Origin of the sequence: Bacillus sp. 2B09, from assembly GCF_003946835.1 — a bacterium.
Classification (GTDB): Bacteria; Bacillota; Bacilli; order Bacillales; family Bacillaceae; genus Bacillus; species Bacillus altitudinis.
Genome location: NZ_RPSG01000005.1, coordinates 167,229 through 180,458, shown reverse-complemented (window position 1 = coordinate 180,458; position 13,230 = coordinate 167,229). Strand labels below are relative to the sequence as shown.

11 protein-coding genes are annotated in these 13,230 nt (G+C 38.8%); 4 read left to right on the top strand and 7 right to left on the bottom strand.

Going from position 1 to position 13,230, the window contains the following annotated elements; genetic code table 11:
* Window positions 1–3 precede the first annotated feature (3 nt).
* Together EBQ12_RS11900 and EBQ12_RS11895 are read right to left on the bottom strand one after the other, a co-directional pair.
* A complete protein-coding gene (locus EBQ12_RS11900) occupies window positions 4–1,329 on the bottom strand; it encodes an LLM class flavin-dependent oxidoreductase (protein ID WP_125590141.1) in 1,326 nt (441 codons plus the stop codon).
* Window positions 1,330–1,527: 198 nt separating this feature from the next.
* Window positions 1,528–3,312: a right-handed parallel beta-helix repeat-containing protein gene (locus EBQ12_RS11895; protein ID WP_125590139.1), complete on the bottom strand. Its 1,785-nt coding sequence runs from the start codon at window positions 3,310–3,312 to the stop codon at window positions 1,528–1,530.
* 264 nt (window positions 3,313–3,576) lie between these two features.
* On the opposite strand from EBQ12_RS11895, the gene EBQ12_RS11890 reads away from it, so the two are divergent.
* Entirely contained in the window at window positions 3,577–5,070 is a 1,494-nt protein-coding gene (locus EBQ12_RS11890) for a peptide MFS transporter (RefSeq protein WP_052320311.1), read from the top strand.
* Between the two features lie 57 nt (window positions 5,071–5,127).
* Here EBQ12_RS11890 and EBQ12_RS19740 read toward each other — a convergent pair whose 3' ends face one another.
* The 5 genes from EBQ12_RS19740 to EBQ12_RS11855 all read right to left on the bottom strand — a co-directional run bounded on the left by EBQ12_RS19740 (window position 5,128) and on the right by EBQ12_RS11855 (window position 10,682).
* On the bottom strand, window positions 5,128–5,448 hold the full coding sequence (locus EBQ12_RS19740) for a metalloprotease family protein (protein ID WP_224930385.1): 321 nt from the start codon (window positions 5,446–5,448) through the stop codon (window positions 5,128–5,130).
* Between the two features lie 1,628 nt (window positions 5,449–7,076).
* Window positions 7,077–7,805 carry an ATP-binding cassette domain-containing protein gene (locus tag EBQ12_RS11870; protein WP_164511650.1) on the bottom strand — a complete coding sequence of 243 codons (729 nt, stop codon included), beginning with the start codon at window positions 7,803–7,805 and terminating at the stop codon, window positions 7,077–7,079.
* Window positions 7,806–7,861: 56 nt separating this feature from the next.
* Window positions 7,862–8,110: a hypothetical protein gene (locus tag EBQ12_RS11865; RefSeq protein ID WP_125590129.1), complete on the bottom strand. Its 249-nt coding sequence runs from the start codon at window positions 8,108–8,110 to the stop codon at window positions 7,862–7,864.
* Between the two features lie 275 nt (window positions 8,111–8,385).
* Window positions 8,386–9,819: an amino acid permease gene (locus EBQ12_RS11860; RefSeq protein WP_125590127.1), complete on the bottom strand. Its 1,434-nt coding sequence runs from the start codon at window positions 9,817–9,819 to the stop codon at window positions 8,386–8,388.
* 251 nt (window positions 9,820–10,070) lie between these two features.
* Window positions 10,071–10,682: a dienelactone hydrolase family protein gene (locus tag EBQ12_RS11855; protein ID WP_125590125.1), complete on the bottom strand. Its 612-nt coding sequence runs from the start codon at window positions 10,680–10,682 to the stop codon at window positions 10,071–10,073.
* Window positions 10,683–10,962: 280 nt separating this feature from the next.
* On the opposite strand from EBQ12_RS11855, the gene tcyA reads away from it, so the two are divergent.
* From tcyA to EBQ12_RS11840, 3 genes are read left to right on the top strand one after another with little or no spacing between them, the layout of a single operon-like run.
* Window positions 10,963–11,778, top strand: a complete 816-nt coding sequence (gene tcyA, locus EBQ12_RS11850; RefSeq protein WP_007498178.1) for a cystine ABC transporter substrate-binding lipoprotein TcyA — start codon at window positions 10,963–10,965, stop codon at window positions 11,776–11,778.
* Window positions 11,765–12,457, top strand: coding sequence for an amino acid ABC transporter permease (locus EBQ12_RS11845; RefSeq protein ID WP_035390475.1), 693 nt, complete (start codon window positions 11,765–11,767; stop codon window positions 12,455–12,457). Before tcyA ends, EBQ12_RS11845 begins: the two co-directional genes overlap by 14 nt.
* A gap of 12 nt (window positions 12,458–12,469) precedes the next feature.
* On the top strand, window positions 12,470–13,213 hold the full coding sequence (locus EBQ12_RS11840; RefSeq protein WP_007498183.1) for an amino acid ABC transporter ATP-binding protein: 744 nt from the start codon (window positions 12,470–12,472) through the stop codon (window positions 13,211–13,213).
* The last annotated feature ends 17 nt before the right edge of the window (window positions 13,214–13,230 follow it).

Genomic DNA, 13,230 nt, shown 5'->3' with positions numbered 1-13,230 from the left:
CCTTTATGTCGTGTAGCGATTTTTTGGCTGTTTTAAGCCGAGATTTTCTCGTAAAGTTTTTCCTGTGTATTCTGTTTTGAACAGGCCTCTTTCCTGAAGGATCGGAACGACGCGGTCTACGAAGGCATCAAGTCCTTCTGGCAATAATGGCGGCATCACGTTAAAACCGTCGGCTGCTTCCTCAACGAGCCATGTCTCCATCACATCTGCTAGCTGCTCTGGTGTTCCAATGAAGATATGGTGCCCACGGGAACCTGCAACAGATTGGTAGAGCTGGCGAATGGTCAGGTTGTCCTTTCTCGCCATATTCATCACAAGGTCAAAGCGGCTTTTCACGGCATTTGACGCGCTTGGATCAATCTCTGGAAGCGGTCCGTCTAGTGGATACTGCGAAAGATCAATACCCCCTAAGTAGTTTTGTAAAATGCTAAGGCCGATTTCTGGAACAATCAGCTCTTGTAATTCTTCATACTTCGCTTTTGCTTCTTCGACAGTATCGGCAATGATTGGGAAGATGCCCGGCATGATGCTGACATCCTCTCTAGCTCGCCCAACAGCCTCTACTTTTCCCTTCAAGCTTTGGTAAAATTCCTTCGCTTTGTCGAGATCGTTTTGTGCCGTGAAAATGAGCTCAGCCGTTTTAGCCGCAAGCTTTTGACCATCTTCAGAAGATCCTGCTTGAATGATCACTGGCTGTCCTTGAGGGGTGCGTGATACGTTAAGCGGACCCCGTACGGAGAAGAATTCACCTTTGTGCTGCAGCTCATGAAGCTTACTAGGCTCAAAGAATTCTCCCGTTTCTTGGTTTCTGACAAGTGCGTCCTCTTCCCAAGAATCCCACAAACCTTTGACAACATCGACGAATTCTTCAGCTCGTTCGTATCGTTTGTGGTGCGCTAAATGCTCTTCTCCGCTAAAATTTTTCGCTGTTTCTTCAATAGAAGATGTGACCACATTCCATGCTGCTCGTCCGCCTGATAAATGATCGAGTGAGGCAAACTGTCTCGCAATATGGAATGGCTCACTGTATGTAGTTGATGCTGTTGCTGCTAAACCAATTGTTGAGGTAGACTCTGCAATCGAAGAAAGCAGGGTGAGCGGTTCAAATCTCGTTAATACATTTGGATGAGATGTATGATTAATTGATAAGCTGTCGGCTAAAAAGAGCAAATCCAGCTTCCCTTCCTCGGCCTTTTTCGCTAATTGTTTAAAGTAATCAAGATTCATGGCTGCGTCTGGTACTGCTTTCGGATGTCTCCAAGAGGCGACATGATGTCCAGTTCCCGCGATGAATACGCCTAGCTTGAGCTTCCGTTTCGGCTGTGACACTTGTTCTTCATCCTTTCTATATCTTCCTTGTATCAAGTTATTATTTTACAAGATACATTTTTCTGATTGAATTAATCGGTTTTATCCATAAAAAAAGGGCAAATGTTGTGAAAAATGAAAAATAATTATTACTATATGCCCTTTTTACATGATTGTCAACCGCCTTCTAAACCTCCAAAAAAAGGGATTTACAGGCGTTTACGGTGGATCAATTTCAATATTTCCGATGAGCCGGTCCGTGGAGTGCGTCATCAATTGACTGCGCTCTAGTACGTTATGGGCAATCACCGAATGAGTGGAAGATGTGGTGCGGACGGCAATCGCTTTTTGAGGAGAGAGATTAATGATGTTATTCCGCAGCACACGTGCTGAGACAACCTCATCAAGAAAAACGGCTGTCGGCTGTCCGATCGAACGATTTAAATAAAAGCGGTTATCTCCAATTTGAGGTGAGCCATTTTTAATGTACATCACCACATATAAGGACGTTTCTTCAAAGGAATTATCTTTAATCTCTAAAGGAGCGTTCGTATTGCTGTAGACGGCATAGTTTTGATAGTGCTTAAAACGATTCTGCCATATGAAAGCCTTTGCATTTCCTGTCACGCTGATTGTATACGAAGATGCGAGCTGTGAATGTCCTTCTTGAATAAAGTGATTGCCGTTGATCCCCGCTTCTCCCTCCTGCACCCATATCCCTCGGCTGAATTCCTTGAATTGATTATGCTGAATTAAGATATTCGTTCCTCTGACCATCGCCGCATCGATGACAGAGTAGACGGTATTGTTTGAAAAGACAATGCTGTCTGATTGATAAATACGCAGCGATGTACTTCTAAGCCGTGTGTTTGTCCCTGACTCAATATGGTTTCCTTCTATTAAAATACGATTGGCCATATAGACAGACACAGCCGCATCTTCAAAAAGACTGATTTTATTACCTGTGATGTGCACGCTGTCTCCCCTCACATCAATACCCTTTTCAAACCCTTCAATCATATTGCCAATAATGATCACATTGTTTTCCGATTGATCAAGCGGCACACCTAAGCTCGTAATCCCTGCTTTTGTCACGCCCCCTCTCACTGCACGAATCAAATTATTCGCAATGATCATTTCAGTGGCGAAGCCATAGGAGATACTGCTGTCCGTTTGATTGCCTTCAATGATCACACCATAGCCGTTGAAATTATAGATAGAGCTGGCTGCGCCGCCTCTGACTATGTTGTTTCGAATTTGAATATTCAGCGGTTCCTCCAAGTTGGTCGCATTTTCTCCGTATCCTTCAATATCAATGCCCATTTTTGGCTCGACCCCGTTTACCCCTGCCCTTTCAAGCAAACAGTCTTCCACAATGACACCATCACAGCCTGTAATAGACATATTGTTTCGCCTTGAGTCAGTGATGGTGCAGCCAGAAATATGAATTGACGAAGCAGGCGAGTACGATTCGATATGGGTCAATAAACCGTGCGGACTGACAATGATGCCGTCTCCCGTACAATTGTTGATTTGAACACGATCGATATTCACATGGGAAGCACCTTCAATACACACCCCGAAGCCCCATTCATGTGTTTTTCTTTCTGGCGGGAGTGCCTTGTACACATGCTCATCACGGTCGCCTTCGATCCGCCCGCCCCGAATGGTCACATGCTCTACCTCTCCTATATAAAAGGCTGCATATCCCCACGAATCATTTGGTTTCACTTTGATAACGGCATCTGATGCCATCTCAATACAAATATGACTTGGCACTCGTATGCCGGCATGACGAAAAGGAAAAAATTGATCCCCCCTGTACACCGCATCTATTAGATACGTTCCACTCGGCAGCCAGACGTGGGAGTAACCCTGTGCTTTTGTCCATTCCAGGCATTCGTTCAGTTTCGCTGTACAATCTGTTTTCCCGTCAGCAATCACGCCAAAGTCTAATACATTGACAATGGGTTTCTTCAGATCAGATTCATTTACATCCCCCAATGAAAACCCCTCCTTTTTACACATGTCCTCTTGTCATCCTATGCATGTGGGAAAGGTTTGCTTGTACGATATTTCAAATTTTATATAAATTCTTCTGGAATAACTTTCCGATGATTTTCACTTGAGCGAATTTTTCATCTTTTTGAGTCTTTACGCCTATTGAACTAACATTTTCCTGTTTTAGAATAGTTTTATATTGACACAAGAACTATACAAGAATATCATTTTTCTCATATCTCTTTTTTTTAAGAAAGGATCTATGCCATGTCTACAATTGACCACGATAAAATTGTTAAAAGTGTTCCTCAAAAAGGGTTTTTTGGACATCCTAAAGGACTTTACACACTGTTTTTCACTGAATTTTGGGAGCGTTTTTCTTATTATGGCATGCGTGCACTGCTTATTTATTATATGTACACAGAGGTGACAAAAGGCGGTCTTGGCTTCGACCAGACAACCGCTAATTCGATCATGTCTGTCTATGGTGCGCTTGTCTACATGTCAGGCATTATTGGCGGATGGCTTGCCGACCGGGTATTTGGTTCGTCCAGTACGGTCTTTTATGGCGGGGTATTCATTATGCTTGGTCATGTCATTTTGGCACTGCCTAGCGGAGCAACAGCGCTCTTTATTAGTATGGGGCTGATTATTATTGGAACAGGCCTCCTAAAGCCGAACGTATCAAACATAGTCGGTGACCTGTATACAAAAACAGACCCCCGCAGGGATTCTGGATTCAGTATTTTCTATATGGGGATCAACATGGGTGGTTTTATCGCCCCATTAATTGTCGGAACACTCGGTCAAAAAGTGAATTTCCACCTTGGTTTCTCACTCGCTGCCGTTGGTATGCTTGTTGGACTTATTACGTTTGTCATCACGAAAAAGCCGAATCTTGGACTTGCCGGCACTTATGTCACAAATCCACTATCAGCTGCTGAACGCAAGAACTTCAAAATTTTCGGTACATTGATCGTGATTGTACTTGCTGTTTTTGCTGTCATCGGTATTCAAACAGGAGCGCTCACGATTAATCTATTCACTTGGTTTGTCAGTGTCCTTGGTGTGCTGATTCCAATTGTTTATTTTATTGTGATGTATTTTAGTCAAAAAACGAGTGCAGTGGAGCAGTCGAGGGTACTCGCTTATATTCCATTGTTCCTAGCTGCGGTGATGTTCTGGGCCATTCAAGAACAAGGCTCAAATATTTTAGCCACATATGCAGATCAGCGAACAAACTTGAATTTCCTTGGCATGACATTAGCCTCTTCTTGGTTCCAATCATTGAACCCAATCTTTATTGTGCTCCTGTCACCAGTATTTGCTTGGTTATGGGTCAGACTCGGTAAGAAACAGCCGTCTACCCCGATTAAATTCTCACTTGGCCTTCTGTTTGCAGGATTATCCTTCATCATCATGATCATTCCTGCATACATGTCTGGTCCGAACACACTTGTGAGCCCATTATGGCTCGTTCTGAGCTTCTTCCTCGTCGTGATCGGAGAGCTCTGCTTATCACCAGTTGGACTGTCAGCGACAACAAAGCTGGCACCTGCTGCCTTCTCAGCACAAACGATGAGCCTTTGGTTCCTTTCAAATGCGATGGCACAGGCGATCAATGCGCAAGTAGTCAAACTGTTTGATAAAGTGCCAGAAACCGTCTATTTCGGTATCATCGGATTGCTGGCCATCGTTTTATGCGTTGTAATGCTATTACTGACACCAGTGATTAAGAAAGCGATGAAAGGCGTTCATTAATAAAAAACTGGACATGAGTACATCATGTCCAGTTTTTGCTTTTTTTATAATAATCCTTCATTTTTTCAGCATCTTCATTATGGAATATAATATGATGGATCCATCGGCAGTAAAAGGGAACAAATTCACAAGGTTTAATATACAAATAAATGCAAATGCATTCCAGTATATGCTGATATCATAGTATAATAAGATCCCTCCACTAATCGGCAAAATAATATTAGGTGCTACTGAAATGATAAAAATATGAAGATATTCTTTATCATTTAGGTATGTAACGCTAGCTCCAAAAAAATTAAGCTTCATCCCTAATATCTTCTTTCGAAATTTTTTTATCAACAACAAATGAATAGCTTCATGGATAATAAGCACACTCATCAATATAAGATAAAAAAGAATAAACCCTTTTATAAATAAAATCAGGTTTTCCATACTTTATTTCGTTGTTTTTTTAGACTTGATAATAGCAAATAGCGCAACAATAAAGAGAATATATATAACATATATAATTAAAATTTGAGATGTAAATGAAAAATTCGTATACAATTCTTCTTCATTCATTGTCATATCAATTTTCAGTCCTAATTTTGACATATATACGCCAGTCTCATCAATAGAAAAAAGAGTCGTTATATAATCAATTAAAAAAGCAACTAAATACAAAATTGTACCTAAAAAAATCCACCTAGGCAGCCTCATCTAAATAACTCCTTTCCAACAAATAATATTTAACTGAGAATAGCAACAAGTATACAGAGACAAAAATAAGCACACTATTTGAAATTAGGTAAAGTCCTACAGCCATTACAATACATAGTACAGAAGCAGAGAACTCATTTAAAGAACTCTTATTTTTCGGAAATATAATACTCATTATCAGCCCTGCTTCAAATAAAATGACACCGTAATAGAGACTTTTTACGAAATCACCTGATAATATCAATGATGTGATTACAAGTGGTAAATTGATTATGAAATTCATAAATGTTGTAATAAAAGATTCTTTTAAAGAAGTTATCCCAAAAAATGAATTCATTTTGCGATATGATACAGTTGTATTAAAATATCTAATAGATGAAAATGAAATAATAGGATATATGTATGCAAGTGTAGTCAATGAAATGAGAATATTTTTAGTATCAAAAATGGATAATACAAAGACCAGAAATACTACACCTAAAAGCCTTATGGTTAATTTACTCCTAATAGTTCCGAGTATAATTAAATTTAATTTATTCATTTTCATATTAAAAGGCAGTTTTAAAATATAAAAATCATTAGAAGTATATATATCATTATCAATCTTTGTGTGTAGATAATGGATACATAGCACAAATAAAGCAATTAAAATACACAAAATAAGCATGAACTTAACCACTAAGGCATGGTCAACAATCATATTAAATGTCTGAAATTTCATGTCAATTCTAAAACGAAAAGAGAAATAATAAAGGAAAAGAAACAACACTAATAACCCATTATTTATATTAAAAAAATTTAATCTAACAAGGCTACTTAAAGAATAAAAAATTAAATAATAAAAACAGATACTTGCAACGAATAAAATCTGGCAATATATCAAGATTAAAAAATTTAATCCTATACTATAGTGGAATAACCTCAACATAGGGATCATTATTGCGAAAACAATTAAAAAAGACCAATAACTTAATAATAGTTTGAAAATAACGCTACCAAACCATATACTCCCTTTTTCAAAAGGAAGGATCTTTAGCAGAAATTGCATTTTTTTTGTAAGGGAGAAGGATAGGGTTACAATTAAATAAATAACACCAGTGATAATAATGATCATATTAGTTAGACTAGAGAACAGCGAGTTTCTCAATTCATTAGAAACTTCATTCCTATTTATAAAAATTTTATTTAATTCAGACATATTTAAATAGAAATACATAATATAAACAGCTAAGATAATACCTAATAACAGATATCTATTATGCCTTTTTTTGAAAATATTATTTGATAATAAATTATGACAAATCTCATTAAGTAAGACTTTTGTTACGAGAAACGAATCCATCAATTTTTTCATAGTATTTTTGTAATTCTCCATTATTTATTACGATCCCTTCAATTTCTCCAACATTCTTAATAGTGCTCAAGGTGCCTTTGCTCAGTAAATAAACATTGGCCTGTTCGTTACGCATAATAAAATCCATGTTATGTGAAATTAAGATGAATTTTCTAAGTGCAGAGTATTTTTTTATTAAATACTCTGTCAATAAATAGCTTTCATAATCGAGTCCATTAAATACTTCATCCGCCAATACATATTCAACTTCTAAAGCCAAAGCAATCCCTATTTGTAATTTCTTTTTCATACCATAAGAATAATTACTAATTTTTTCATCTAAAAATGGTGTCAGATGATACATTTCAGTAATAAACTCAAATAATTTCTTATTTATATCCCTATATCTCCTAAAAATAAAATCAGCATATTCATTGCCTGACAAATATTCAGGCAAATAAAAGTCAGATGGTATATAGAACATTTTAAGTTTTGCTTCTTTTTCCTTTCTGCTAACAGAATTAATTTTTATATCTCCTTTTTGAAAGGAAGTTATATCGCATATGCAATTTAGAAGTGTAGTTTTCCCTGATCCATTTACTCCAACAATGATATCGATTCCTTTAGAATCAAACGTTATACTTAAGTTATTCAGAACGGGGCTACCATTATAGTTTTTTTCTAAGTTATTTATAGTGATCATATTTATCATTCCTATATTTAAATAATAGAGATTTTGAAGAACAGCCTAAGACTAATTTATTTTGCGTTACAACCTATCCCGATATCCCAAACTTTTGGCCAGTTCCACTTAACTTTACCTGAGAAACTGTAGCCTTTACTTGTACAATAAAATGCATAAGCAATACCAGAAAGTAATGCTATTAAAATAATAACCCATACTATCCATTTATTTTGAATAACGTTCTTATGTTTTTCATTTAAATAAGATCCCATTTTATATAGGCCAGACATTAATTTATTCTCAATTTTACTAATGACAAACACTTTATTCTCTCCTAACTGCTGTTCTTCAAAATACAATATAATATTAATTTTTTTATTTGGTAAAATCAAGAATATTTTACAATTTTAAGGTTATTTTAATCTATTATTCTTAAAGATCACCATTTCCCCGATCCATTATTTCAATAATTATTAAGTCCAATAGATTGTTTGAATATGACATTTTCCTAATTGATCACAAGAAAAAAACACCTTCAGATTTATATCAGAGGTGTTTTAAAATATCTCATACTCACATATTTAGTGTTTTTTTGATCTTAAAACCGGATCTCATCATCTCCGCGGATTTGCAGCTTCAGCGGCTCACTTTGTGCCTGATGCTTTTTCACATAGCGATGGTAGACAACATATCCAATGATCATGAGCGGTACGCCGACATATAGCCCGATGCGCTGCTCTTGATCAAAGGCAAGGCTGACCAACACGATGGTATTCAGTGTAATCGCAATGATTGGCAGCACCGGATAAAGAGGCGTTTTAAATTTTAAGTTTTCCAGTTTTCCGCCTGCTTTCAAATATTTTCTACGGAAAAGAAGCTGTGATAATGTAATCGTGATCCAGCCTGTCTGGGCACTCATTCCGGCAATGGACACGATCCAGGCAAATACCGTTTTCTCTGCAAAAAAACCGGATAACAGCGAAATCCCTGTAAACAGGAAAGTGAGCAGTAAGGCATTCATCGGAATACCGCGCTGATTGACGCGTCTAAATGCTTTTCCTGCCATTCCTTCCTTCGATAAGGAATACAGCATTCTCGTCGATGCATACAAGCCAGAGTTCGCAACAGATAATAAAGCAATAATAATGACAAAGTTCATGATGTCTGCCGCAAAAGGAATGCCCGTTCTCTCAAACACAGTAACAAATGGACTTTGCAGCACACTGGCTTCCTTCCAAGGCACCATACCGGCTAAGACGAAAATAGATAAGACGAAAAAGACAAGTGTACGCCATACGGTTTGATGAATCGAACGGGGAACGGTTTTCTCAGGGTTTTCACTTTCTCCTGCCGCAATCCCGATCAGCTCTGTTCCCTGAAACGAAAAATTCACCGTGATCATCGTAACCACAACAGCAAGCAGACCATTTGGAAACAGCCCATCATTCACAAAATGGCTGAAGTAAGGGGCGGGTTCACCGCTCGTTGTATCAATAAACCCAAACATCGCCGCTCCGCCTACGCCAATAAAGAGTAAAATTGCAATAATCTTAATGGTAGAAAAGAAAAACTCCGACTCCCCGAACGCTTTCGCTGACCGGGCATTTAATAAGAAAAGACAGAGTCCGAATATGAGACACCAAATCCACACATCTACTTGCGGTAGCCAGCGCCTCATCAGCTGTCCTGCTGATAAGAACTCAAGGGCGACCGTTGCCGCCCAGCCGAGCCAATAAATCCAGCCGACAGCAAAACCCGCTGCCGGGCTGACAAATTTCGTCGCATACGTATGAAACGACCCCGACACAGGAAGTGCAACCGACAGCTCCCCAAGACACAGCATGGTTAAATACATGATCAATCCGCCCACAATATATGAAAGAACAGCTCCGACTGGCCCTGCTTGTCCAATCGTATAGCCCGTTCCTAAGAAAAAGCCTGTCCCAATGACACCGCCAAGTGAAATCATAAATAAATGGCGGGAGGTCATCGCCCTTTTCAATTGATCAGGCTGATTTTGTCCAACATCCACAATGATGCCCTCCTTCTTCTAAGATGCTCTGTTATCAAAACATGTCTCCATGTGATTCATTCCATTTTCAAAACAACCTACTAATTATACATCTTTTATAATAAATATGCTTCCTTCTATGGTCACTGTCTCAAAGTCTTTATTTTAGTAATGTTCGCACAAATATGAGGTAGATTTGATCATTTAATCGAACCCAAAATATTTGCACAAAAAACCAGCATGGCACCTCATCTTCACACACTGGTTTCACCTCATTCTTTTAACAAACACCCTTTGATAAAATCATCTATTTCCTGAAAACAGTGATTTTTCGATTCAGCGTGAAAAGCCGTGGAATATGGATTCGCGAATCCATGCTCTCCCTCTACTATTGTCACGCGAAGTTTTTCCTTTTTCCCCAAAACACTCGCAAGCTCCTGGGGGTTAAAGGATGCTTCGACTTCCGGGAAAAATAACAGCGTTTTGCAGGCAGGCACAAGATCAATGTCATCTCTGATCCTTGAACCATAAAACCCAATGACTCCGGTAAACAACTGCTCATATTGACTGCATCGCCAAGCAATGGTTGCCCCCACACTAAAACCTAACAGAAATATGTCTATCGCGGCATTCTTCGTTTTTAACTCTTTTGCCACATTCAGTACGCTCATTATCGGCTCATCAAAACCAACTTTATTCATAAAATAGCCGTATGCCTCTTTCTCTTCGACATAGGAGAATTGTTTAGCCTGTCCTAATAAATGAGGACAATAAACCTCAAAACCAGCTTTGTCAAAATGATCGATCATACTCTTCATATGATCATTTATTCCGTATATTTCGTGTATTAAGATCATGACAGGTTTTTGTTTCGATGTATGCAAATGATCACACTTCCCTTTCGTTCACTGTAGGACCACTTCATTTTCTTAGAGAGCTCATCACAACAAATTTTACCATTAAATAGGTTATCTAACATTCTTGATCATGCGTTTTGTTTTATTCATTTTTTGATTTGGGTATAGATCTACGTTTGTCCGTTCAACCATTTGCGGGCATAAAGTTGGTGAGATTCGCTCAAGCTAGTTTCAAATGCTTTACTTTTAGGTTGCTTCTCTGTAAGATCATATGTTGTAAATACCAACAAGAAAAGTGGGGAATAAAATGAAAAAAATGTTCTTTGCCATTATTTTAGGCGCTTGTGTTGCATTGATCACAGCATGTGGATCAGCTGCAAACGACAGCGCAAATAAACAATCTGGGTCTAAGGAATCAGGTGACCTTTGGAAGTCCATTCAGGATAAAGGCGTATTAACCATCGGTACAGAAGGTACATATGCTCCTTTCACCTTCCATGACAAAAAAACAGATAAATTAACTGGCTATGATGTCGAGGTCATCACAGAAGTCGCAAAACGTCTTGACTTAAAACCAGAATTCAAAGAAACACAATGGGACAGCATGTTTGCTGGTCTGAATTCTAAACGTTTTGATGTGGTAGCGAACCAAGTTGGTAAAACTGGACGTGAAAATCAATATGATTTCTCTGATAAATACACAACGTCTCAAGCCATTGTTGTGACAAAATCAGATAACAATGACATCAAGAAACTTTCTGATGTGAAAGGCAAAAAAGCAGCGCAATCATTAACAAGTAACTATAACAAATTAGCTACAGATGCTGGCGCTAAAATTGAAGGGGTTGAAGGTCTTGCACAATCCATTCAATTGATTCAGCAAGGGCGTGCTGATTTGACGTTCAATGATAAATTAGCTGTCTTGAATTACTTGAAAACAAGCGGTAACAAAAACCTAAAAGTTGCATTTGAAACAGGAGATCCACAAGAAACGTATTTTGCCTTCAGAAAAGGCAGCGGCGAAGTCGTTGACAAAGTAAATGGCGCATTAAAAGAAATGAAAAAAGACGGTACACTCGCTAAGATTTCTAAGAAATGGTTTGGTGAAGATGTTACAAAGTAATACCCTAGGAGTCGTCATTCCTTGGGATCTTCTTCAGCAATCTTTTTGGCCAATGGTGATGCAGGGGATTTATTATACAATCCCCCTTGCCATCATTGCCTTCATTATTGGTCTTTTTATCGCGCTTGTGACAGCTCTTGCTAGAATGTCTAAAATCAAAGCCCTCAGATGGATTTTCTCCATCTATGTGTCGGCCGTTCGCGGAACGCCGCTTTTTGTGCAATTGTTTATTATTTTCTATTTCTTTCCGACATTTAATATCACACTTGATCCATATCCAAGTGCTATCATCGCTTTTTCTTTAAACGTAGGTGCGTATGCTTCGGAAATTATTCGTGCATCCGTCCTATCTGTTCCAAAAGGACAATGGGAAGCAGGGTATTCAATTGGGATGACCCATCGCAAAACGCTCATCCGCGTGATTTTACCGCAGGCAGTGCGTGTATCGATTCCGCCGCTGTCTAATTCATTCATTAGTTTGGTGAAAGATACATCGCTTGCCTCCCAAATCCTCGTGGCAGAGATGTTCCGTAAATCACAGGAAATTGCTGCGGCGAACTTGGATCAAATTTTATTTATTTATATGGAAGCAGCCCTGATCTATTGGGTATTCTGCTTCATTCTATCGCTCGTTCAACACCAAATTGAAAAACGACTTGATCGATATGTCGCAAGGTAAGGAGGGAACGACATGCTAACAGTCAAAGGCTTAAACAAATCCTTTGGTGAAAATGAGATTTTAAAGTCGATTGATTTTACGATCAACAAAGGGCAGGTTGTGGCGATTCTTGGTCCATCAGGTTCAGGAAAAACAACGATGCTTCGCTGTTTAAATGCACTTGAAATTCCAAATGCCGGCTCCTTTACCTTCGATGATTTCTCGATTGATTTTTCTAAAAAAAATAAACAAGCTGATTTGCTCAAGCTTCGCCGGAAGTCAGGCATGGTGTTTCAAGATTATCATCTGTTCCCACATCGCACTGTTCTTGAGAATGTGATGGAAGGTCCAGTCCAAGTCCAGCGCCGTCCGAAAGAAGCGGTGCGAAAAGAAGCGATTCAGCTTCTGCAAAAGGTAGGACTTGAGGATAAAAAAGATTTGTATCCCTTCCAGCTGTCAGGCGGTCAAAAGCAGCGTGTCGGCATTGCCCGTGCACTTGCCATTCAGCCAGAGCTTATGCTTTTTGATGAACCAACCTCTGCGCTAGATCCTGAGCTTGTCGGAGAAGTCTTAAAGGTCATGAAAGATTTAGCGAAAGAAGGCTGGACGATGGCGGTTGTTACACATGAAATCAAGTTTGCCCAAGAAGTAGCAGACGAAGTGATTTTTATTGATGGCGGCGTCATCGTCGAACAAGGTCCTCCTGAAGAAATCTTCAAACGACCAAAGGAAGAACGAACAAAACAATTCTTAAATCGGATTTTGAATCCAGTATGATCAAAAAGGCTGTTCTC

What these genes read in the sequence shown, in the direction of transcription:
- EBQ12_RS11890 (WP_052320311.1), top strand. Translation starts at nt 3,577, where the DNA reads ATGTCTACAATTGACCACGATAAAATTGTTAAAAGTGTTCCTCAAAAA.
- EBQ12_RS19740 (WP_224930385.1), bottom strand. Translation starts at nt 5,448, where the DNA reads ATGAGTGTGCTTATTATCCATGAAGCTATTCATTTGTTGTTGATAAAA.
- EBQ12_RS11870 (WP_164511650.1), bottom strand. Translation starts at nt 7,805, where the DNA reads ATGATCACTATAAATAACTTAGAAAAAAACTATAATGGTAGCCCCGTT.
- tcyA (WP_007498178.1), top strand. Translation starts at nt 10,963, where the DNA reads ATGAAAAAAATGTTCTTTGCCATTATTTTAGGCGCTTGTGTTGCATTG.
- EBQ12_RS11845 (WP_035390475.1), top strand. Translation starts at nt 11,765, where the DNA reads ATGTTACAAAGTAATACCCTAGGAGTCGTCATTCCTTGGGATCTTCTT.
- EBQ12_RS11840 (WP_007498183.1), top strand. Translation starts at nt 12,470, where the DNA reads ATGCTAACAGTCAAAGGCTTAAACAAATCCTTTGGTGAAAATGAGATT.